21 protein-coding genes and 1 pseudogene are annotated in these 20,923 nt (G+C 68.0%); 8 read left to right on the plus strand and 14 right to left on the minus strand.

Annotated elements, in window-relative coordinates:
- From AM590_RS16695 to AM590_RS16705, 3 genes are all read left to right on the plus strand, one after another.
- Positions 1–587 (plus strand): Vms1/Ankzf1 family peptidyl-tRNA hydrolase (locus tag AM590_RS16695; protein WP_256364948.1); only part of this gene is annotated, 587 nt, incomplete at its 5' end.
- A 126-nt stretch (positions 588–713) separates the two neighbouring features.
- The gene (locus AM590_RS16700) at positions 714–1,739 is read left to right on the plus strand and encodes a DUF1611 domain-containing protein (protein WP_058828451.1); all 1,026 of its coding nucleotides are present in this window, start codon (positions 714–716) and stop codon (positions 1,737–1,739) included.
- On the plus strand, positions 1,740–2,777 hold the full coding sequence (locus AM590_RS16705) for a dipeptide epimerase (protein WP_058828452.1): 1,038 nt from the start codon (positions 1,740–1,742) through the stop codon (positions 2,775–2,777). It abuts the gene before it with no gap.
- A gap of 27 nt (positions 2,778–2,804) precedes the next feature.
- Here AM590_RS16705 and AM590_RS16710 read toward each other — a convergent pair whose 3' ends face one another.
- Both AM590_RS16710 and AM590_RS16715 read right to left on the minus strand, forming a co-directional pair.
- Complete coding sequence (locus AM590_RS16710; RefSeq protein WP_058828453.1) at positions 2,805–3,899, minus strand: hypothetical protein; 1,095 nt, start codon at positions 3,897–3,899, stop codon at positions 2,805–2,807.
- Between the two features lie 135 nt (positions 3,900–4,034).
- On the minus strand, positions 4,035–4,868 hold the full coding sequence (locus tag AM590_RS16715; protein ID WP_058828454.1) for a PspA/IM30 family protein: 834 nt from the start codon (positions 4,866–4,868) through the stop codon (positions 4,035–4,037).
- A 54-nt stretch (positions 4,869–4,922) separates the two neighbouring features.
- Here AM590_RS16715 and AM590_RS16720 point away from each other — a divergent pair, with 54 nt between their 5' ends.
- Both AM590_RS16720 and AM590_RS16725 read left to right on the plus strand, forming a co-directional pair.
- Positions 4,923–5,561 (plus strand): dienelactone hydrolase family protein, encoded by a 639-nt coding sequence (locus tag AM590_RS16720; RefSeq protein WP_058828455.1) that lies wholly within the window; start codon positions 4,923–4,925, stop codon positions 5,559–5,561.
- A gap of 81 nt (positions 5,562–5,642) precedes the next feature.
- The gene (locus AM590_RS16725) at positions 5,643–6,728 is read left to right on the plus strand and encodes a hypothetical protein (RefSeq protein ID WP_058828456.1); all 1,086 of its coding nucleotides are present in this window, start codon (positions 5,643–5,645) and stop codon (positions 6,726–6,728) included.
- A 54-nt stretch (positions 6,729–6,782) separates the two neighbouring features.
- On the opposite strand, the gene AM590_RS16730 is transcribed toward AM590_RS16725, so the two are convergent.
- From AM590_RS16730 to AM590_RS16780, 11 genes and pseudogenes are all read right to left on the minus strand, one after another.
- A complete protein-coding gene (locus AM590_RS16730) occupies positions 6,783–7,112 on the minus strand; it encodes a transcription factor S (protein WP_058569107.1) in 330 nt (109 codons plus the stop codon).
- A gap of 84 nt (positions 7,113–7,196) precedes the next feature.
- A complete protein-coding gene (locus AM590_RS16735) occupies positions 7,197–7,739 on the minus strand; it encodes a hypothetical protein (RefSeq protein WP_058828457.1) in 543 nt (180 codons plus the stop codon).
- Between the two features lie 15 nt (positions 7,740–7,754).
- Positions 7,755–8,665, minus strand: a pseudogene (locus tag AM590_RS16740) (hypothetical protein).
- A gap of 76 nt (positions 8,666–8,741) precedes the next feature.
- Positions 8,742–9,578, minus strand: a complete 837-nt coding sequence (locus AM590_RS16745) for a hypothetical protein (protein WP_058828458.1) — start codon at positions 9,576–9,578, stop codon at positions 8,742–8,744.
- A gap of 93 nt (positions 9,579–9,671) precedes the next feature.
- The gene (locus tag AM590_RS16750) at positions 9,672–10,634 is read right to left on the minus strand and encodes a beta-ribofuranosylaminobenzene 5'-phosphate synthase family protein (protein WP_058828459.1); all 963 of its coding nucleotides are present in this window, start codon (positions 10,632–10,634) and stop codon (positions 9,672–9,674) included.
- A 207-nt stretch (positions 10,635–10,841) separates the two neighbouring features.
- Positions 10,842–11,465 carry a DUF4382 domain-containing protein gene (locus AM590_RS16755; protein ID WP_058828460.1) on the minus strand — a complete coding sequence of 208 codons (624 nt, stop codon included), beginning with the start codon at positions 11,463–11,465 and terminating at the stop codon, positions 10,842–10,844.
- A gap of 249 nt (positions 11,466–11,714) precedes the next feature.
- Positions 11,715–12,143, minus strand: a complete 429-nt coding sequence (locus tag AM590_RS16760; RefSeq protein WP_058828461.1) for a DUF4397 domain-containing protein — start codon at positions 12,141–12,143, stop codon at positions 11,715–11,717.
- A gap of 125 nt (positions 12,144–12,268) precedes the next feature.
- Complete coding sequence (locus tag AM590_RS16765) at positions 12,269–12,589, minus strand: NAD-binding protein (RefSeq protein ID WP_058569113.1); 321 nt, start codon at positions 12,587–12,589, stop codon at positions 12,269–12,271.
- Positions 12,586–13,503 carry a glutamine-hydrolyzing GMP synthase gene (gene guaA, locus AM590_RS16770; protein ID WP_004974798.1) on the minus strand — a complete coding sequence of 306 codons (918 nt, stop codon included), beginning with the start codon at positions 13,501–13,503 and terminating at the stop codon, positions 12,586–12,588. The genes AM590_RS16765 and guaA overlap by 4 nt, the downstream gene beginning before the upstream one ends.
- Positions 13,503–15,152, minus strand: coding sequence for a glutamine hydrolyzing CTP synthase (gene pyrG / locus AM590_RS16775; protein WP_058828462.1), 1,650 nt, complete (start codon positions 15,150–15,152; stop codon positions 13,503–13,505). The genes guaA and pyrG overlap by 1 nt, the downstream gene beginning before the upstream one ends.
- Positions 15,153–15,287: 135 nt before the next feature.
- The gene (locus AM590_RS16780; protein WP_058828463.1) at positions 15,288–15,845 is read right to left on the minus strand and encodes a maltose acetyltransferase domain-containing protein; all 558 of its coding nucleotides are present in this window, start codon (positions 15,843–15,845) and stop codon (positions 15,288–15,290) included.
- An 88-nt stretch (positions 15,846–15,933) separates the two neighbouring features.
- Between AM590_RS16780 and AM590_RS16785 the strand changes: the two genes are divergently transcribed.
- Together AM590_RS16785 and AM590_RS20595 are read left to right on the plus strand one after the other, a co-directional pair.
- A complete protein-coding gene (locus tag AM590_RS16785; protein WP_058828464.1) occupies positions 15,934–16,734 on the plus strand; it encodes an aldo/keto reductase in 801 nt (266 codons plus the stop codon).
- A 172-nt stretch (positions 16,735–16,906) separates the two neighbouring features.
- Positions 16,907–17,077: a hypothetical protein gene (locus tag AM590_RS20595; protein ID WP_157575479.1), complete on the plus strand. Its 171-nt coding sequence runs from the start codon at positions 16,907–16,909 to the stop codon at positions 17,075–17,077.
- Positions 17,078–17,143: 66 nt separating this feature from the next.
- On the opposite strand, the gene ppc is transcribed toward AM590_RS20595, so the two are convergent.
- Positions 17,144–19,837, minus strand: a complete 2,694-nt coding sequence (ppc, locus tag AM590_RS16790) for a phosphoenolpyruvate carboxylase (protein WP_058828465.1) — start codon at positions 19,835–19,837, stop codon at positions 17,144–17,146.
- Positions 19,838–20,062: 225 nt separating this feature from the next.
- On the opposite strand from ppc, the gene AM590_RS16795 reads away from it, so the two are divergent.
- A complete protein-coding gene (locus AM590_RS16795; RefSeq protein WP_058828466.1) occupies positions 20,063–20,908 on the plus strand; it encodes a cytochrome B in 846 nt (281 codons plus the stop codon).
- Positions 20,909–20,923: the final 15 nt, after the last annotated feature.

Here is a 20,923-nt window from a genome sequence, read left to right on the forward strand (position 1 = left end):
CCTCGGCCGCCGAGTCCGCGTTCGGCGACCGCGCCCCGCTCGTCCGCCGGGCCGCGCCCTGCGTCGCGCTCACCGACGACGCCGGACTGGTGAGCGTGGCGCTCTCGCCGCCACGTCAACCCGACGGCTTCGACGCGTGGAGCGACGGTTTCGACCTCGACCCGGCGTGGTTCCATCCGACCGAGGCCACCGTCGTCGCCCTCGTCCGCGGCGACCTGTTCGCCCTCGGCCGCTACGAGGACGGCGACCTCGAATTCGTCGAGGGCTTCGAGAGCGACGTGAAGTCCGCCCACTCGAAAGGCGGGTTCTCGCAGGCGCGCTTCGAGCGCATCCGCGAGGGACAAATCGACGACCACCTCGACCGCTGTCACGAGGCGCTCGACGAGTTCCTCGACGGCGACGCTGACGCCGAGGCGGGAGCCGCCGGCGACGACGCCGACCTCGTCGTCCTCGGCGAGCGGACCGTCCTCGGTGAGTTCCGCGTGCGGGCCGCGCTGACCGCGACCGTGGACGCCAGCGGCGACCCCGAAGCGGCGCTCACGGAGGCGTCTAGGGAGTTCTGGACCACGCGGCTCTACCGGCTCTGAGACGGTGGCGACGCCGCGGCCGCGCTCTCGGTCGTCCTCGAATACTCGCAGACAACTCGGCGATATGACCCGGCAGTCGCCGCCGAATCGCCCCACCTTTTAGGGTGGCACGTAGTGACACCCTGTATGAACGACCCACAGCGAGTCGTCGTCCTCGCACACGAGAAGTTCCCCGACCGCGCGAAGACCGCCACGGGCGTCCTGAAGTACGCGGACTACGACGTGGTTGCCGTCCTCGACCGCGACAACCCCGGCACCTCTGCCGCCGACCACCGCCGCGACCTCCCGGACGTGCCCGTCGTCGCCTCGATGGCCGACGCGCCCGACGCCGACGCCCTTCTCATCGGCATCTCGCCCATCGGCGGCGCGTTCGACGAGACGTGGCGCGACGACGTTCGCACCGCCCTCGAACGCGGCTGCGACCTCATCTCCGGCCTTCACTACTTCCTCACGGAAGACGAGGAGTTCGTCCGACTCGCCGACGAACACGGCTGCGACATCAACGACGTTCGCAAGCCCCACGACGACCTCGGCGTCGCGCAGGGCAAGTCCGCCGACGTGGACGCCGAAGTCGTCCTCACGGTCGGCACCGACTGCTCGGTCGGCAAGATGACCGCGACGCTCGAACTCGTCGAGGCCGCCCGCGAGCGCGGCATCGACGCGGGGTTCATCCCGACCGGCCAGACCGGCATCATGATCGCCGGCTGGGGCAACCCCGTCGACCGCGTCGTGAGCGACTTCACCGCCGGCGCGGTCGAGGAGATGATTCTGGAGAAGGGCGACGAACACGACGTGCTGTTCGTCGAGGGCCAGGGGAGCATCGTCCACCCGGCGTACTCGGCGGTCACCTGCGGCATCCTCCACGGCTCGATGGCCGACAAGCTCGTCCTCTGTCACGAGGCCACCCGCGAAGCGATTCACGGCTACGAGGAGTTCGCCCTACCTGACCTCTCGGAGTACGTCTCGCTGTACGAGAACCTCGCCGACCCGGTCCACGAGGCCGACGTGGTCGCCGGGATGCTCAACACCTCGCACGTCGACGACGACGTGGAGGCGGCCGAGGCCGTCGACGCCTTCGCCGACGAACTCGGCGTCCCCGCGGTTGACCCCGTCCGGTTCGGGTCGGCCGACCTCATAGACGAGGTGTTCTAGATGCTCACGACGGAGTTCGAGCGCGTCTCGATGCCGCTCGCGGAGCCGTTCGGCATCGCCCGCGGCGTCCAGACCGAAGCCGAGAACGTCGTCGTCCGAATCGAGGACGAAGGCGGCATGACGGGCGTCGGCGCGGCCGCCCCGTCGTCGCACTACGGCGAGACCGCCGACACCGTCGAGGCCGTCCTTCCGGACCTGCTCTCGGTGGTCGAGGCGGTCGGCGACGCGCACGCCATCGACCGCATCGAGCGCGAGATGGCCGAGACGGTCCGCCGCAACCCGGCCGCGCGGACCGCCGTGAGCATCGCCCTCCACGACCTCGGGGCCAAGCGCCTCGGCGTCCCGCTGTACCGCCTCTGGGGGCTCGACCCCTCGCGGACGCCCACGTCGTCGTACACCGTCGGTCTCGACGACCTCGACACGATGCGCGAGAAGACCGCGGAGGCCTACGAGGCCGGCTACGACGTGCTCAAGGTCAAACTCGGTACCGACCGCGACAGGGCGATTATCGAGGCCGTCCGCGACGAGGCCCCCGGCGCAACCATCCGGGTCGACGCCAACGAGGCGTGGACGCCCCGCGAGGCCGTCGAGATGACCGAGTTCCTCGCCGACCACGGTGTCGAGTTCGTCGAACAGCCGGTCCCCGCCGAGGACCACGAGGGGCTGAAATTCGTCTACGACCGCGGCGCGCTCCCCATCGCGGCCGACGAGTCGTGCATCACGGCCGACGACATCCCGCGCATCGCCGACCGGGTCGACATCGCGAACCTCAAACTGATGAAGTGCGGCGGCCTCACGGAGGCGAAACGCGCCATCCACGCCGCCCGCGCCCACGGGCTGGAAGTCATGCTCGGCTGCATGATAGAGACGAACGCCGCCATCGCGGCGGGCTGTCACCTCGCGCCGCTGCTCGACTACGCTGACCTCGACGGCTCGCTCCTTCTCGCGGACGACCCCTACGAGGGCGTTCCGATGCCGAACGGCGAAATCGACCTCGAAGCTCTCGACCGCCCGGGAACCGGCGCACAGCGTCGGTGACGCGACGGCCCCGACGCTAAACGCCCCTCAGGACTCCCAGTCGAGGTCGTCTTCGCGGGTCTCCGACCGGAGCACGAACGGCCCGATAGAGAGCGTCCGCTTGGCGACCGTCGATATTCGGAGGACTGCAGCCGCGAGCACGGCGAACGGCGCGAGCGAGACGGCCACCACGAACGCGACCGTGAGGAGGAGGTTTGACACGCCAAGCGTCGCGCCGGTAACCGTGGTCGGGTCGTCGAGAAAGAGAATCGCGCCGATGCTCGCCACGAGCGCGGGGACGGCCGCGTAGAACATCATCCGCGAGAGGTCGACCAGTTCCCACCGGAAGTAGAGCGTCTTGACGTGCTCGCGGGCGGGACCGAACAGTTCGAGCGCGTCGCGAAGCTCCGACAGCGCCGTCTTCGTCTCCGACGAGAGGTCGGCGTCGTGGACGCGGCGGAGCCGCGCCGCCTGATAGATTTTCCACGAGTAGTTCAGGTCAAGCGCCGCCGACAGCACCTCGAACGTCCCGAACTGCCGGCCTTCCAGCCGCTCGGCGACCGCCTCGGCGTTGGACTCGACCTCCTCGGCGAACTCGCGGACGCGGGTCGGCGGGTCGGCGTCGCTCGCGTCCTTGTCCGCGTCGCCACTTTCGCCCGCGTCCCCGTCGGCATCGAGCGTCGCCTCGACCGCTCGCGCCCGCGATGCGATGCCCTCGGCCAGCGCGCGTAGGAACGCCGAGGGCTCCGGCGGCGCGACCGGCGCGTCCAGCAGGTCGGCCACGTCCTCGCGGAAGTTCATCGACCCCTCCATCCGGTCGCGCTGGTCGCCCAGCGGGCCGAGTTCGCGCGAGAGCACGAGCTGATTGATGGTGACGACGAGCGTAACGCCCGTGATAATCGCGGTGAGAAGGCCCTGCGCGAGCGTCTCGATGGGGTCCGAGGACTCGACGGCGACCCGGAGCGGGGTCGGGTCCAGTTGGCCGAGAACGACGACGCTACAGAAGACGACGACGAGCGGGGCCGCGGCGACGACGCGGCGGTCCGCGTCGAGGAGGGCGCGGAGTTTCGCGCGGCTCGTCGTCCCGCGCTCCCGCATCGTGTCGTCGGGCTCGCCGGCCGACGGGCCGCCGGTGTTCGACATGACCGAAGCTATCGCGGGGTGGGTTGAAGTGCGTACTGGCGATTAGTCGGAGGGTCGACCGTGTCGCGGGACGGCGGTGGCGGTAGGGAGGCGGGGCGGTTGAGGCGGCGAGAGAGATTGAGACGGCGGGCGCGCTCAGGAGGAAGCAGACGAGTCGTCTTCGTTCTTCAGTTCCTCCAGTTCGGCTTCGACCTCTTCGTCGGCCACGTCGGTCTCGACGTCCACGTCAGCGTCGGCGGCGCTCTCGCTTTCGGCGTCCGACGACCCGGAGGACTTGCCCATCTCGGCTTTGAGCGTCTCCAGTTCGGTGTCGACCTCGGCGCTGGTGCGGCCGGCTTCGAGTTCGCGCTCGATGGAGTCCTTGTCCGACAGGGCGTCGTCGAACGCGCCGGAGTCCATGAGCTCGTCCATCGCGGCCGAGCGGGCCTCCATCTCGTCGGTGCGTTCCTCGGCGCGTTCGAGCGCGCGCCCCACGTCGGCCATCTCGTCGCCGACGCCGGACATCGCCTCGGAGACGCGGCTCGACGCCTCGGCGGCCTCGTAGCGGGCCTTCATCGTCTCCTTTTTCGTGCGGAACTCCTCGATGCGGCTCTGGAGTTCGTCCTTCTTGTTGACGAGTTGGTCTTGGGTCTCCTGCAGGCTGGCGATTTGGGTCTCCAGCTCCTCGATTTGGCTCATCTTGGCCTGCTTCTTTTCGAGCGCCTTGCGGGCGAGGTCCTCGCGGTCCTGCTGGACGGCCTCGCGGGCCTGGTCGTTGTGCTTTTCGACGTTCTCTTCGAGGCGGCGCTTCTGAATCTCTAGTCGCTTCTTCTGGGTGGTCAGGTCGGCGATACCCTGTTTGACCTGCTGTAGCTCGTCGCGCATCTTCTCGTAGGAGTAGTCGAGCGTCTCGGTCGGGTCCTCCGCACGGTTGAGGAGGGCGTTTATCTTCGACCGGATGACGTACGACGTGCGAGAGAGAATTCCCATACCCAATTACTACGCGACGTTCGGCTTAAAACCTCACCAGCGCAACCTGTCTCTATGACCGAGACGATTCTCGTCCCCGGGGGGCGCGACGTGCGGGCGACCCTCGACCGCGCCCGCGAAGACGGCGCGGACGGCACGAACGACCCAGCGACCCGAACCGACGCCGTCGTCGTCGCCTGTCCGCCCCATCCACAACACCAGGGCCACCGCGGCGACGCCCGCCTCGTCGCCGTCAGCGACGCGCTCACCGCCCGCGGTATCGACTGCCTCCGCTTCGATTACGGCGCGTGGGACGAGGGCTACGGCGAGCGCGCCGACACCCTCCGGGCGGTCGAGTGGGCCGCGGAGCGCTACGACCGCGTGGGCCTGTTCGGCTTCTCGTTCGGCGGCGCGATGGCGCTCCTCGCGGCCGCCGAGGGCGCGGCCGTGGACGCCGTCTCCGCGCTCGGCCCCGCCGGGCGACTCGCCGACGACCTCGATGCAGTCGCCGCCTTCGACCGCATCCCCGTCCCCGTGCAGGTCGTCTACGGCACTCGCGACGACATCGCCGACTGGGAACCAGTCGTCGAGCGCGCCCGCGAGTACCACCAACCGGTCGTCGAGTTCGCCGCCGATCACTTCTTCGTCGGGCAGGAGGCGAAGGTCGCGGCCGCAGTCGCCGACTTCCTCCTCCCGAACCTCAGCGTCGAGTGAGCGACGGGGTCGTCTCCGGCACCGTCTGCCCGAGATTCATCGACCGAACGACATTTTTGCCTCGGCTCCGAAGCCGCCTGCATGGTCCCCCGCAAGCGACTCGCCGCCGTCGTCGCCCTCCTCCTCGTCGGCGTCGCGCTGAGCCAGTCGTTCGCCGTCGCCACCTCCACCTCGACGCTCGAATCGACGTACGAAGCCGACGCGGTGACAGCAGACTCGCCGCCCGGTCTCGTCGCCTCCCACGACGCCGACGTGGTTAACCTCGACAAGACGGTGAACCGGACGCCGCAACTCCGAGAGCCGGTCGCCACCGCCGCCCGGACCGGCCGGTACGACGGCGACATCGAACCCGAGGCGTACATGACGCTCTCGGACGTGAACGAAGACGCCGAGTTCGCGGTCTACGACGGCCGGTACTACCGGTTCTCGCTGAACGTCTCGGACGACCCCGTCGGCGCGACCATCGAGCTCGACCCGACCGATTGGGAGACCGTCGCCGCCGCGGCGTCGTCGCCCGCCGCGAACGCCAGCGCCGACGTGCGCGAGGCCATCGACGGCGGCACCGTCACCAACAGCACGTTCGTCGTGCCGGGGCTCTACGAGCGCGGCGGCGCGCACTACCTCGTCTATCCCGCGAACGAGGGCGAGATTCTCGGGAACTTCCTCGCCGTCGTCGGCGGGTTCCTGTTCAACCCCATCGGCTGGGCGTACACTATTGCGGGCCTCGGCCTCCTCGGCGCGTTCCGGATTCACCCGCGCGCTCGCCCGTTGGACCGCAGAACCGCGCTTGCTGTCGTCCCCGGCACGCTCGTCGCGATGTGGCTGGCGACGACGCTCACCAACACGGGGTCGCTCGGCATGCGCTACGTTCTCGTTCCCGGTATCGGCGTCGTGACTGCCTTCGGACTGTTCGCCGGCTTCTGCATCCGCCGCGGGTCGTGGAAGTCGCTCGTCGGCTGGAGCGTCGCGCTCGTCGCGGTCGTCATCGCGGCCGACGCCGTCGCCATCGGCCTCGTCGGGACGATTTTCGGCGCTCTGGGACTCGTCGTCGGCTGGTTCGGGAGCCTGTTGCTCGTCCCCTACGGCTACGCGCTCGCGGCTGACGCCGAAGACGAGCGTGAGGTCGGTCCGGGTGCGGTGACGGCCGAGGAGTTGGGAGACGGGTGACTCGGCTCTCGGTGCTTGGTGCCTGAGCGTGGAGAAAGAGGGACAGTCAGTCTCTCAGTTGTACTCGCGCCATCGGTAGCCGCACTCTTGGCACTTGAAAAAGCGCGTCGGCGGTTCGTCGGCCGACCCGGTCTGTTTGATGGTGTACCACGCTTTCGTGTGGCCGCAGTCGTCACAATGAACGTCTTTCGCGGTCGGCTTGCCCTCGAACTCCGCGCCCTCTTCGGTCTCGATGAGTTCGTCGCCCGACTGCGCCTCGGTGGAGACGAACTCCGCCGCGAGGTCCTCGTCGCGCTCGGCGGTCCCCCCGCAGTCGTCGTTCGTGCAGGTCATCGCGCCGTTCTGGCTCACCATCATCGAACCGCACTCGTCGCAGAACTGCATACCCGCCGGTAGCGGACCGAGGGCAAAGAAGCTGTCACTCCGCATCGTCGGGAGAATCAGAACCGACCCGCCGTCCCGCCGCCATCAGTCGTCTTTCTCGACCATCGGGCAGTTCCGCACCCGGAAGTGGTCGCTGTCTTCGAGTTCGACGATGGTCGTCCCCTCGTGGTGGCACGCGAGTTTCGGGGGGTCGCCGAAGTGCTCGCAGCGCTGGCAGAACTCGGTCTTGGGGACGACGTGATCCGAGACGCCGTCGGCGTCGTCGACGGGGGTGGCCTCGGCTCCGACGCCGACGCCCGCCGCTCGCTCTTCGTCACCGCCTTCGACGAGCGCCGTCCACACGTCCTCGCGGTCGAGTTCGCCGACCTCGACCGACTCGAAGAGTTCGTCCGTCTCGTTGCGGTCGGTGACGCGCGAGCGGGCGCGGCGCTCGGCCACGCGTCCGGCGAGGTCCGAAAGCGGGGCCGAGTCGGCGTCGTCGCTTCGTCCGTCGCGGCCTCCGTCCGGGGCGCGGGCGGCGTCGTCGCTGTCGGCTGCCGAGTCGTCGCGTCCGAATGAGTCGTCGCGGCCGCCGGAGACGGATGGCTCGTCCCCCGTCGTGTCGTCTGTTGAATTGTCGTCGGTCATCGTCCTCGTGAGTCCTCAGTCGTCGCCGTGTTCGCTTCCCGCCGCGGCACCCTGCTGAGCCGACTCTTCCTCCTCCCGGGAGGCGTATCGACCGCCGTCGCCGTCGGTCGCGTCGTCGACCGCGCCGGTAATCGCCTCGTCGAGGAGGTCGGCGACCTCGTCGGTCGCGCGGGCCTCGTCCGCCGATTCCAGCGCGGGGAGCCGGCCGGTGTGGAGCGTCGCCGACCCGAAGAAACCGGGCGAGGACGACAGCTCGCGAAACAGGGATCGACACGACGGACAGCGGGGCTCCGCGAGCAGGTCAAGGTGGACGGTCTCGTCGCACTCCTCGCATCGCGCTTTCTTCTCGTCGGCCGCGTTCGCGGTGCGGAGGAGTTCGGCGAGCGCCTGTCGTTCGAGGTCGGCGGCTTCGAGGTCGGCCGCCCGCCCGCGGAGGTCGAGCAGCGTCCGCGCGACCGTCCGGAGGTTCTCGTCGAGCGTCGCGGTCGTCTCGTCGAGGTAGGTGAGAATCTCCTCGAAGTTCTCGAAGCCGGCGTCGAACCGCTCGTCCAGATCGGTCACGCGGTTCCGAGCCGCGCGCACGTCGTCGGCCAGTCGGTCGAGTTCGGCGTCTAACTCCGGATGCGTGTGGTCGCGCGGGGCCTTCTCGTCCGCCTCGCGTTTGACCTGCACGACGCGCATCCGAACGTCTGATATCTTCTCGTCCAGTTCACCTTCGAGTTCATCGACGCGCGCTTCGACCCCGCCGAGGCGGTCCGAGACCGCGTCCGCGTCGTCGGCGATTCGCCCGCGTCGCTCACGGCGAGCCGATAGGTCCCGAGGGCCCGTGCGAGCACCGTCTCCGGGTCGACGCCCTCTTCGTCGGCGCGCGCCTCGACCCACGTGTGGAGGTCGTCTGGGAGCGACACCCCGTCTTCCCCTTCCATCTTCGTTTCCAGTTTGTCCACGCAGCCTTAAGAACTATCCCCGAATTCGCGACAGTCCGGTGGTTCGACACTCGACTCAGCGAATCTTCCGTACGTCGCTCACGTCGAGGCCGCCCTCGTTGATTTCGGTCTCGAACTGCACGATGTTCTCGCTCTCCAACCGGGCGAGCACGCCGCGGAACTCCTGGACGACCATGGTCCGCGCGCGCTTCGACCCCCCGGACTCCCACTCGAAAAGCAGCGAGCCGCCGGTCGCGCCCTTGAGGACGCCGAGTTCGGTCTTCGAGAGCGCCTCAGTGCTCACGAGCACGAGGATGAGCCCGCCCCACTGGTAGGAGGCCTTCTCCAGACCCTTGATGACCATCGCGATGTCAGACCACGTCATCTCGTCGGACTGGCTGGCCACGAGGTCGGTCAGGGAGTCGATGAGCACGAGGTTACCGGGGGCGTGCTGACTGAGGGTGGTCCCCAGCGCGCCAAGCACGGACTCGCGGTTGTGTTGGTGGCCGAGGTCCTCCAACTTCGTCGGCTGGCCGAGATACCACTCGCGCGGAATCGGGCTGAGTTGGAAGTACTCCGGCGAGAGGTCGTGGAACTCGATGTGTTCGACCGCGGACTCGACGACCTCGTCGTCCATCGTGTAGCCCATCTCGCGGCGCAGGTACTCCTCGCCGGCGGTAAACGAGACGTAGTGAATCTCCGGCGGCGGCGTCGCGGTGTCCGCGAGCGAGCCGTAGTGGAGGTCGAACAGCTCCTCGTCGGTGTGCGAGAGGGCGTTCATCGTCGCGCTCGTGTAGAGGAACTCCCGAGCGCCCGCGCCGGACTCGCCCGCGAGGAGCACGACGTTCCCCGGGGGTGCGCCGCCGCCGATGATGCTGTCGAGGCGGGGGATGCCGAAGGGGATTTGAGACATATCGAATCCGACTCGGCCGCGTCGGTTAGGCGTTTCGGGGAGCGCGACGCGAGGGTTCCACCGCCGGCACTCCCGTCTCGTCGTTCAGCGCGCTCACTCCACGCTCGCGCCGCGGTTCCGCCCGCGGGCGACCGAGACGCTCCCGTCGATGTCGGCATCGGCCAGCGCCGCCCGACCCGCCTCGACCGCCTCGTCGACGTGGTCGGCGTCGGTGACGCCGTAGACGGTCGGCCCCCACGACGACTGGCCCGCGCCGTAGACGACCGGTGACTCAGACAGCGACGAGACGAGCGCGCCGACCGGCGGGCGGTAGACGCCCCCCTGCTCGTCGGCGTACCACGTCCCGTTGAGCCGGCCGACGGACTCGACGGCCTCGCCGAAGCGCTCGGCGGACCCCTCGGCGAGCGCCGGGAGGAGCCGGCGCGTGACGATGCCGGCGATTCGGTCGCCGGTCTGCGCGTCCGCGCGCTCGACGACGGAGCGCATGCTCGACTCCTCGGCCGCGCCGTTGCGGCCGGGGTCGACGTCGGGGACGACGAGCAGGAACCGCCAGCGGTCGGGTATCTCGTGTCGCGCGGCGACCGCCGGGACCGACCACGCGCCGTCTTCCGGTCGGTCCGTGGTAAAGCGCGCGGTCGGGTGGCCCGCGTCGAGGACGGCTCCCCCGGCTTCGAACGTGGCGACGCCGACGCCGGAGCGACCGCCGCGTCCCATCTCGGGTGCGAGTCGGCGCACGTCGGCCTCGCGGCCGGTGGCGGCCGCGACCGCCCGCAACACCGCGAGCGCGAGCTGTGTCCCGCTCCCGAGGCCGGCGTGTCGCGGCAGGGCGCGCTCGACCGAGAGGTCGGCGCCGTCGGCTCCGAGGAGTTCGACCGCCTGCTCGGCGTACTCGCGGGCGGCGGGATGCCGGCACCGAACCTCGGACGCGGGCTCGGCGGCGACGACCACCCGCGGCTCGTCGAGCGCGACGCCCACGCCGCCGTAGAGGCGGTCGCGGGCGAGGCTCAAATTGAGGAAGCCGAAGTGGATGCGCGCGCCGGTCGAGACCCGAACCATGTTACCGGCTATCGGCGGGGACGCCAAAAGGGGGTTTCGACCATGGCAACGCGGGCCGGAGTCACCCGCCGCTGTCTGCCGGTTTCGACTCTGGTGGCAGGTGTCAGAAGAGGACCGAGTGTTCGAAAGCGCGGGGAGAACAGGTGTGAGCCGAACCGAAGCGGGGCCGGGAACTCCAGCGGGACCAGTCGCGTCGGAGCGACCGCGTTACGAGGTCGTTTCGTTCGTCGTCGTTTCGTTGGCGGTCGAATCAGTCGTCGTCTCGTTCGAGTCCGTGTCGGTCGTCGTCTCTTCGGACTCGTACGTCTCCGTCACCTCGTCGGCGACGGGTTGGAGGACGTACTTGCCCGCGTTGCCGGCCTTGACGGGCGTGAAGTCGGCCGTGAACGTGGTCGTCTCGTCGGCGCGAATCTCGAAGGACCGCTCGAACTTCAGCGGGGCTGACCCGGGCACCTCGACGGTCGCGGCCGATCCGTCGGTGAGGGTCGCGTCGGTCTCCGACACCTCGACCTGCAGGAAGTCGTAGATGCCGGTCTCCAGTTCGAACTCCTCGACGAGCGCCGAGGCGTCGCCCTGCAGTTCGACGAGGTCGAGTGCTGTGCCGCCCGCGTCGAGCGACTTCGCCTCGCCGTCGGCGGGCTTGACGCGGACCGTCGAGACCGTCACGACGCAGGACTCGAAGTCGGCGATGTCGCCGGGCTTGTCGCTCACGCGGGTCGAGAGCGTCCCCGTCGTCGCGGACGCGGTGCCCATACAGCCGGCGAGGCCGGCGGTGGTCGCGGCGGCGATTCCTGCGGCGGACCTGAGGAAGCGTCGTCTGGTGTGTGTCATTGGTGGGTGTCCGTGTGTCTGCGGGGCGGCGCGAGCGGGCGGTCCGCGCGATGACTGGTGGGGAACCGCCTTCGCCCCGCGACGTCGTCCGCTCTGTACGCCGCGGTATTGAAGGGTGGAAACCGACGCGCCGGCTTGCGGTCGTTGGCGCGTGATTCGGCTCGAACGGCGTCGAATTTCGCCGAGTTTCGTCAGAAAATAGGGAGGGCCACCGCCGACCGCGTAGGTGAGTGGCGACCGGTGTTCGACTCAGCGCACGCGGCAGACGTTCCCGTTGGACGGCGGCGCGCGGGCGGGCGAGACGGCGTCGACGACGGGGAGGACGCTGAACCCGGGCGACCCGCCGGTGGCGAATCCGATGGCGAACACCGTGTAGGTCCGGCCGCCGCCGAGGGTCGTTCCGGGGAGGTCGAGCACGACCGTCCCGTCCGACGAGAGGGCGACCTGCAGGTCGTACGTCCCGGCGGGCACCGTCTCGTAGTGCGAGACGTCGCCGAACGCCAGCCCCGAAAACAGCGTCGGGCCGTCCTTGACGACGATGTCGACTTCGGGCGCGTCGGGCGAGAAGTGGCCGACTCGGAACCGCGCGTCACCCGCCGCGACGCCGCCGGGGCGTGCCGCCGCGGTCGTCGCACCGCCGGCGAGTAGCAGACCGGTCGCGCCGAGGCTCTTCAGCATCGTTCGTCGGGAGAAAGACGACATTTGCAACCGTCATGAAGGTCCACAAAGACATTAATATCCACTCAAATCAGGACTTGAAAGAAAAATCACTACGCCGAGACAGTCAGGCGTTTCTGACCGTCTCAGACGAGTTCTTCCGCGACCACGTCGACCGCGAGCAGGTTCGGGTCGATGGCGAGGTCGGCCTGCGCCGTGGCGAACTCCGGGAGGGAGTCGTAGGCGTAGGTCACGACGCGCACGTCGGGGTTCAGTTCCTTTGCCACCGAGATGGCCGTCGCGTCGTCCATATCGGTGAGCACGAACAGGTCGGCGTCCTCGATGCCGGCCTCGCCGAGCGAGTCGGCGGAGGCGATACCGCTGACGCGGACGACCGTCGCACCCTCGGTTTCGAGCGCCTCGCCGAGTCCGTCGGGGTCGGTCCCCGCGACGATTGCCGTCGTCATTCGTACTCGATGGTCGCCGGCGGTTTGTGGGTCACGTCGTAGACGACGCGGGCGACGTTCTCGTTCGTGCCGGTGATGCGCGACTGGATGCGCTGGAGGGTGTCCCACGGCAGTTCCTGCGCGCGGGCGGTCATGCCGTCGCGCGACTCCACGGAGCGGACCGAGACGATCCAGCCGTGGACGCGGTTGTCACCCTTGACGCCGGTACCCTTGCCGATGACGGCGGCGAACGCCTGCCACGGCTCGTGCTTTTCGGTCTCGTCTTCGACGACGTGACACGCGTCGCGGGCGACCTGCACCTTCTCGGGCGTGACTTCGCCGAGGACGCGGACCGCGAGGCCCGGCCCCGGGAACGGCATCCGCTCGGCGATGATGGACTCGAGGCCGAGCGCGCGGGCGACCTCGCGGACCTCGTCCTTGTAGAGGTCGCGGACGGGTTCGACGATGCCCTCGAAGTCAACCACGTCCGGCAGGCCACCGACGTTGTGGTGGGACTTGATGTTGCCCTCGGACTCGATGCGGTCGGGGTAGATGGTCCCCTGCACGAGGTACTGGGCGTCGGTCTCCTTCGCCTCGCGCTCGAACTCGCGGATGAACTGCTCGCCGATGACCTTGCGCTTTTCCTCGGGGTCGACGACGCCCTCGAGGGCGTCGAAGAATCGGTCTCGGGCGTCCACGACGCGGAGGCTCTCCATGAAGGAGAAGGTGTCCGCAATCTGCTCGGTCTCGCCTTTGCGCATCAGGCCGGTGTCGACGTAGACCGGGGTGAGCTGCTCGCCGACGGCCTCGTAGGCGAGCGTCGCGGCGACCGAGGAGTCCACGCCGCCCGAGAGGGCGATGATGGCGTGCTCGTCGCCGATTTGGTCACGAATCGATGCGGTCGCGTCTTCGATGAATTCGTCTACGTTTACCATTATGCTGTCACCTCTTCGTTGCCGAGTTCGCGCGCGTCGAGTTCGCCGAGGACCGCGCGGAGGAAGCCGAGGAACGGCGGGCTCGCGCGGTCGGGTCGAGAGCGGAACTCGGGGTGGAACTGCGTTCCGAAGAAGAACGGGTGGTTCGTCAGTTCGAGAATCTCCATGCGGTTTTCGGCGCGGCCGGAGAACCGGAGCCCCTCGGATTCGAGTTCGTCGATGAGTTCGGGGTTCACCTCGTAGCGGTGGCGGTGGCGCTCCGTACAGGAGGTGTCGCCGTACACCGCCTCCGCGAGCGTGCCGGCGTCAATGTCGGTGTCGTGCGCGCCGAGGCGCATCGTGCCGCCCATCTCGTCGACCTCGTACTGCTCGGGCAGAAGGTCGATGACGGGGTACGGCGTGTCGGGGTCGAGCTCGGCCGAGTGGGCGTCCTCGTGGCCGAGGACGTTCCGGGCCTGCTCGACGACGGCCATCTGGAAGCCCAGACAGAGGCCGAGGAAGGGGATGTCGTTCTCGCGGGCGTAGCGGATGGCTTCGATTTTGCCGCCGGTTCCGCGGGAGCCGAAGCCGCCGGGGACGACGACGCCGTCGGCGTCCTTCAGGCGCTCTTCGTGCTTGTCGAGCATCTCGTCGGAGTCGACCCAGAGGATGTTCACGTCGACGCCGCACTCGATGCCCGCGTGCTTGAGCGCCTCGTGGATGGACATGTAGGCGTCTTCGAGGGCGTACTTGCCGACGAGCGCGATGTCGACCGAGCCGGTCCGGTCGGCCGTGACGAGTTCGCGCCAGCGGCTGTCGCGGTCTTCCTTCGGGAGCGCCTCGTCGGCGATGCCGAGACGCTCCATGACGTACTCGTCGAGGCCCTCTTCTTCGACCATCAGCGGGACGTGGTAGATGTCCGGCACGTCGGGGTTGGAGAACACGGCGGCGTCCGGCACGTCGCAGAACTGCGCGATTTTGGTCTTCGTCTCCGGTTCGAGCTTGTCGTCGGCGCGGCCGACGAGGATGTCCGGCTGGAGGCCGATGCTCCGAAGCTCCTTGACGGAGTGCTGGGTTGGCTTCGTCTTCTGCTCGCCGTTTTTCGAGTAGGGGACGAGCGTGACGTGGGTGAAAAGCACGTCGCCGTCTTCCTCCTCGGAGGCGAACTGGCGGAGCGATTCGAGGAACGGCATCGACTCGATGTCGCCGACGGTGCCGCCGACCTCGACGAGACACACGTCGGTGCCCTCGGCCGCCTCGCGGATGCGGCGCTTGATGTCCTCCGTGACGTGCGGGATAATCTGGACCGTCTTCCCGAGGTAGTCGCCGGCGCGCTCCTTCTGGATGACGTGCTGGTAGGTCTTGCCCGTCGTGATGTTGTGGTCGGCGGTCATGTCGATACCCAGGAACCGCTCGTAGTTCCCGAGGTCCAAGTCGACTTCAGCGCCGTCTTTCAGGACGTACACCTCCCCGTGCTCGTAGGGGTTCATGGTCCCGGCGTCGACGTTCAGGTACGGGTCTATCTTGACCGCGGTGACGTCGAACCCGGCGTTCTTCAGGAGTCGCCCGGTGCTCGCGGCCGTGATACCCTTCCCGAGGCCGGACATGACACCCCCGGTTACGAAAATGAACTTGCGCCCCATCTCTGGGTCGTATTCGTCCGTCGGCATACTGACCGTGTGCGAGCGTACTTCAAAACCATTTCGGAGGGAACATCGTGTGCCAGAGCACCGCACGCACTCGAATCCGAGAGAATCGCGCGATGGCGACGCGGCGACGACCGCGACGCGACGGCGTCCGCCCGGTCAGTCCAGCCTTTTAATGACTCGCGCCGGGTTGCCGCCGACGACCACCGAGTCCGGCACGTCTTTCGTGACGACTGCGCCGGAGGCGACCACCACGTCGTCGCCGATGGTGACGCCGGGGTTGACGACCGCCCGCCCCCCGAGCCACGCGTTGTCGCCGATTGTCACCGGCTCGCCCGACTCGGGGCCCTTGATTCGCTCCGCGGCGTCGAGCGGGTGGGTCGCGGTGTAGACGTGGACGCCCGGCGCGAGCTGGCAGTTGTCACCGATAGTGATGGGACACACGTCGAGGAAGACGCAGTCGAAGTTGGCGAAGAAGTTCTCGCCGACGCGGATGTTGTAGCCGTAGTCGCAGCGGAACGTCGGTTCGATTTCGAACGAGTCGCCGACCTCGCCGAACAGCTCTCGAATCAGCTCCTCGCGGCGCTCGGTCTGGGTCTCGTCGGTCTCGTTGAACAGGCGCGTGAGTCGGCGCGCGCGCTTTCGCTCCGCGACGAGTTCCGGGTCGCTCGCGTCGTACGGGTCGCCCGCGAGCATCTTCTCCTTCTCGGAGGGCATACCCGCGATAACTGGCGGGCCGGTGGTAAGTGTATCCACGCCTTCCGCAACCGCAGGATTTGACTCGCCCGCCCGCAACCGTCCGCCCATGAAGGACTTCCCGCGACTCGGCTTCGGGACGTACAAGCTCGAAGACCGCGACGAGTGCGTCGAGGCCGTGAAGACCGCCCTCGACGTTGGCTACCGCCACGTCGACACGGCCCAGATGTACCACAACGAGGAGTTCGTCGGCGAGGGGCTCGCCGAATCGGACGTGGACATCGACGACGTGTTCGTGGCGACGAAGCTCGACACCGACAACCTCGGCTACGACGACGTGCTGGAGACGGCCCGCGAGTCCGCCGAAAAGCTCGGCGTCGATACCATCGACCTGCTGTACGTCCACTGGCCGCTCGACAGCTACGACGAGGACGAGACGCTCGCGGCCCTCGACGAACTCGTCGAGGAGGGCGTCATCGAACACGTCGGCCTGAGCAACTTCCGACCCGACCAGCTCGAATCCGCCATCGAGACGCTCGACGCGCCGGTGTTCGCCCACCAGGTCGAGATGCACCCGATGCTCCAGCAGCGCGAACTCCGCGAGTTCGCCGCGGAACGCGGCCACCGTCTGGTCGCCTACTCGCCCATCGCGCGCAACCAGGTCGCCGACGAGGAGGTCATCGTCGACATCGCCGAGAAGCACGACGCCTCGCCGGCACAGGTCGCCCTCGCGTGGCTCATCGAGAAGGGCGCAACACCCATCCCGAAGGCCGCCTCGCCCGACCACATCCGCGACAACGTCGCCGCGCTCGACCTCGACCTCGACGACGAGGACGTGGCCGCCATCGACGACCTCGATTCGACCCACCGCATCGTCGACTTCGAGGAAGCGCCGTGGAACCACGCCTGAGCTGAGCCGACCTGCACCCGGCCGACGGCCGCGACGCAGAAGCCTCCATTTTCGCCGCGTACGACCGCTCAGCGCCTCGCATTCGCCGCCGCGAACACCCGACGGAATGGGACGTGCGACCCCGCCACAAACAGGGTGAACATATATGATGGACTCGGCCGTACTGCCGAATATGGCAACGGTGGTGGTGGTGGTGTGCCCGCACTGTGGACAGCAAGTGGAATCGAGATACGAGGGCGACGCCGACTTCGACGGTGTCAGACAGCGATTAAAAAGCGAGTATCGCGTCGCGCGGCAGACCTGTCCGGTCTGTTCGAACCCGTACGACCTCCGTCGGGCCTAATCGGTCCCGGCGGCGCGGCGACGGAATCCTCGGCGGGTGGCCGAGGTCGTCGGCGTCGTGTTCGCGTTATCCCGTGTTCTTCATCCCGGCGGCGATGCCTTTGACGGTGAGCCGCAGGGTCTGTTCTTCCTCGTCGGTCCGGTGGGTCTGCGACAGCAGGTGCGTCTGCAGTAGGTTCAGCGGGTCGACGTAGGGGTTGCGGCGGCGGAGGCTCTCTTCGAGCCACTCGCGCTTCAGGAGACTGCTGCGCTCGCTGATGTCGAGCATGAGGTCCGCGGCGTCCTCGTACTCCTCGGTGAGGCGGGTGAAGAACTCCTCGCGGAGTTCCTCGTCGGCGAGGTTCGCGTACTCCGTGGCGATTTCGAGGTCGGTGCGCGCCAGCGCCATCGCGGCGTTGTCGAACGTGCTGCGGAAGAACGCCCACTCGTCGTACATCTCGCGGAGGTCGTCCATGTCGCCGCCGTCTTCGAGGAAGGCGTTGACGCCGGCGGCCAGCGAGTACCAACCGGGGAGGATACACCGCGACTGGGTCCACGAGAACACCCACGGGATGGCGCGGAGGTCCTCGACGCTGCGCTCGTCGGACCGGGACGCCGGGCGGGAGCCGAGGTTGAGTTCCTCGATGACGGTGATGGGCGTCGCCTGCTCGAAGTAGGAGACGAAGCCGTCCGATTCGAGGAGGTCACGGTACTCCTCGCGCGCGGCGGCCGCCATGGTGTCCATGGCGTCGACCCAGCGGTCAGGCACCTCCTCTACGGGCGTCCGAATCGCCTGCAGGCGGGCGCGAATCTGGGCGTTGAGCATCTGTTCGAGGTTCCGCTCGGCGATGCGCGGGTTGGCGTACTTCTCGGCGATGGCCTCGCCCTGCTCGGTGAACTTAATCTGCCCCGTGACGGTCTCGTTCGGGAGCGCGAGCATGGCCTCGTTCATCGGGCCGCCGCCGCGGGAGATAGAGCCGCCGCGGCCGTGGAACAGCCGCATCGTCACGTCGAAGTCGTCGCAGATGTCGGCGAGGCGGCGCTGGTTCTTGTAGAGGTCCCAGTTGGCCGCGAGGAAGCCGTTTTCCTTGTTCGAGTCGGAGTAGCCCAGCATAATCTCCTGGACGTCGTTCCGGGCGGCGAGCGCCGTCCCGTAGGCCTCGTTCTCGAACAGCGTGCCCATGATGCGGCGCGCGCCGTTGAGCGCCGACTCGGTCTCGAGGAGCGGGACCACGTCGATGCCGCAGTGGTCGGGCAGGGAGACGACGCCCGCCTGGTCGGCGAGGAACAGCACTTCGAGCACGTGCGAGGGCTCCTCGGTCATCGAGATGCAGTAGGTGTCGATAGCGCCGACGCCGTACTCGCGCTGCCACTCGCCGAGCTTGCGGAAGCGGCGGAGGACGCGTTCGGCCGTCTCCGACACGTCGCCGGGGTCTTCGAGGTCGACGACGGGTTCTTCCTGCAGAATCGCGTCCGTGAGGAGTTCGACGCGCTCCTCCTCCGAGCTACCGTAGTAGTCGAGACCCTCGTGGGCGAGCGCCTCGTGGACGGCCTCGGTGTGGTTCTCCTGGTGGTCGCGGAGGTCGAGGCTGGCGAGGGTGAAGCCGAATGTGTCGACCTGCCGCATCAGGGGCTCGACGTACACGTCGGCGACCTGCGCCGCGCCGGTCCGCCGGAGGCTGGTGTCGATGACTTCGAGGTCGGCCAGTAGCTCGCTCTCGTCCGCGTAGCCGTTCGGACGTACGTCCTCGACGCGGCGGAGTCGCTCGCGCATCAGCTTGAGCTTCTGGCGGTACGGCTCGTTGGGGTAGCGCTCGTCGGCCTCGTCGGCGACGACGGGGAGCAGTTCGCGGTCTGCCTTCAGCGAGCGTTCGAGCTCGTGACCGGGGTCGATTCGTGTCGCGTCCTGACTCAGCACACCGGAGAGACGCTTGAGCGAGTCGCTGTACTTCTCGAGGGCGACGCTGCGCTGGCGTTCGAGCGTGTCTTCAGTCACCTCGGGCGTGACGAACGGGTTGCCGTCGCGGTCGGAGCCGGCCCACGAGCGGAACTCGAACAGCTTCGGCACGTCGAGGCCGGGGTACTCGGCGCGGAGCTCCTCTTCGAGTTCCTCGTACACCTCGCCGACCACGTCGAACAGGGTGTTTTCGAGGTACCACTGGACGTTGCGGGCCTCGTCGGTCGGCTCCGGGCGGCGGTCGCGGACCTGCGAGGTCTGCCAGAGGCTCGTCACCTCGGCGACGACGTGCCGCCACTCCTGGTCGTGTTCGAGGTCGGTGAGGCGGCGCTCGTCGAGCGTCTCCAGTCGGTTGGCGATGGAGCGAAGCTTCGATTTCACCGTCTTGCGACGGGCCTCGGTCGGGTGCGCCGTGAACGTCGGCTCGATGAGCACGTCTTCGAGGACTCGTCCCAGAAGCTCCTCGTCGACCTCCTCGTCGTCCAGCGCGTCGAGCGTGTCGAGGATACCGTCTTCGAGCGTCCCCTCTTGGGACGCCTCGCGGATGACGCGAACGCGCTCGCGCTCCTCGGCGAGGTTGATGAGTTCGAAGTAGGTCGTGAACGCGCGGGCGACGACGCTCTCGCGTTCCGGTTCGAGCTCTCCGACCACGTCGTAGAGCCGCTCGCGCGACCCGGATTCGCCCTTCCGGTAGGCGATGGCCGCCTGCCGAAGCTCTTCGACCGTCTCGAACGACGCCGTCGACGTCTGCGCCTCGAGCACGTCCCCGAGCAACGCCCCAAGCTCGCGAACATCTTGTCGCACGTCTCTGGTGTGCAATCGCATCCTACTCGAATACGAGTACCGCATTCTAAAAGGCCACGAGTAACGCCGAAAATTTGCCCGGAAGTCGGTTCTAAACGAACGTTGCGAACGTTTTCGTCCAGTTTTCGACGACCGACGAATTCCGCGCGTTCGGACGGTCGGACCCCTTCGCTGGCGGCCGTTTCGTGGGGCGTACTACCACGGTGGATTCGTCACGCTTTTACTGGCCGCCTCGAAGGTGGGAGTATGAGCGATAGCGACAAGTACCCCGCCGATTCGGGTCGCCGTCGGTTCGTCAAGGGCGTCGTCGGGGGAGCGGCGCTCGCGGGCGTGGGAACGACAGGCGCGGCCGCCATCAACACCGCAACGTCATCCACCGGTACCGGTGGGGGGCCGACGCAGGCGTACGCCATCGAGAACACCGGCGGTCCCGCACCGCGCGGCATGCCACAGATCCCGATCGAGATCGACGACGAGGGCTACATCCGCGGCGTCTGGCCGGAGGTTCAGACTGTCACGCAGAACGGTGTGGAAGTCGACCTCGCCCTCACCGAGGACTACAAAGGGACGGGCGTCACCTACTCGCAGGACTGGTTCCAGTACTGCGGCGTGCAGACCTACGAGGGCCTGAACCCGACCTACGAGTCTGACAACTACTTCCGCTCCGACAGCGGCGGATACGACTGGCAGTCCGAGACGTACAGTTCCGGCGACCGCCTGAACGTCAACGACTTCGACGAGTACGAGACGTGGGGCAACGGCATCGGACGGGCCGGCATCGGGATGCCCGCGACGGGCACCTGGCGCTCCGAGGGCGCCGAGAACACGATGCCGATTCAGGTGCTCCGCTCGACGCGCATCGAGGAGGCCGCACAGGACAACGAGTGGCTCGCCGCCTCGACGGACCAGGGAGTCATCGCGTGGCTCAACAAGTGTACCCACTTCTGCTGTGTCCCCGGCTACAAGCAGGCGGCCAGCTCCGCCACGTTCGGCGGCGAAAACGGTGTCTACTGCCAGTGCCACCAGTCCATCTACGACCCCTTCTCCATCGTCCAGACGCTGTTTACGGCGCTGCCGCGCCCGCGCGAGTAACGACCCTCGAAGCCG

The organism is Haloferax sp. Q22 (assembly GCF_001482285.1).
Taxonomy (GTDB): domain Archaea; phylum Halobacteriota; class Halobacteria; order Halobacteriales; family Haloferacaceae; genus Haloferax.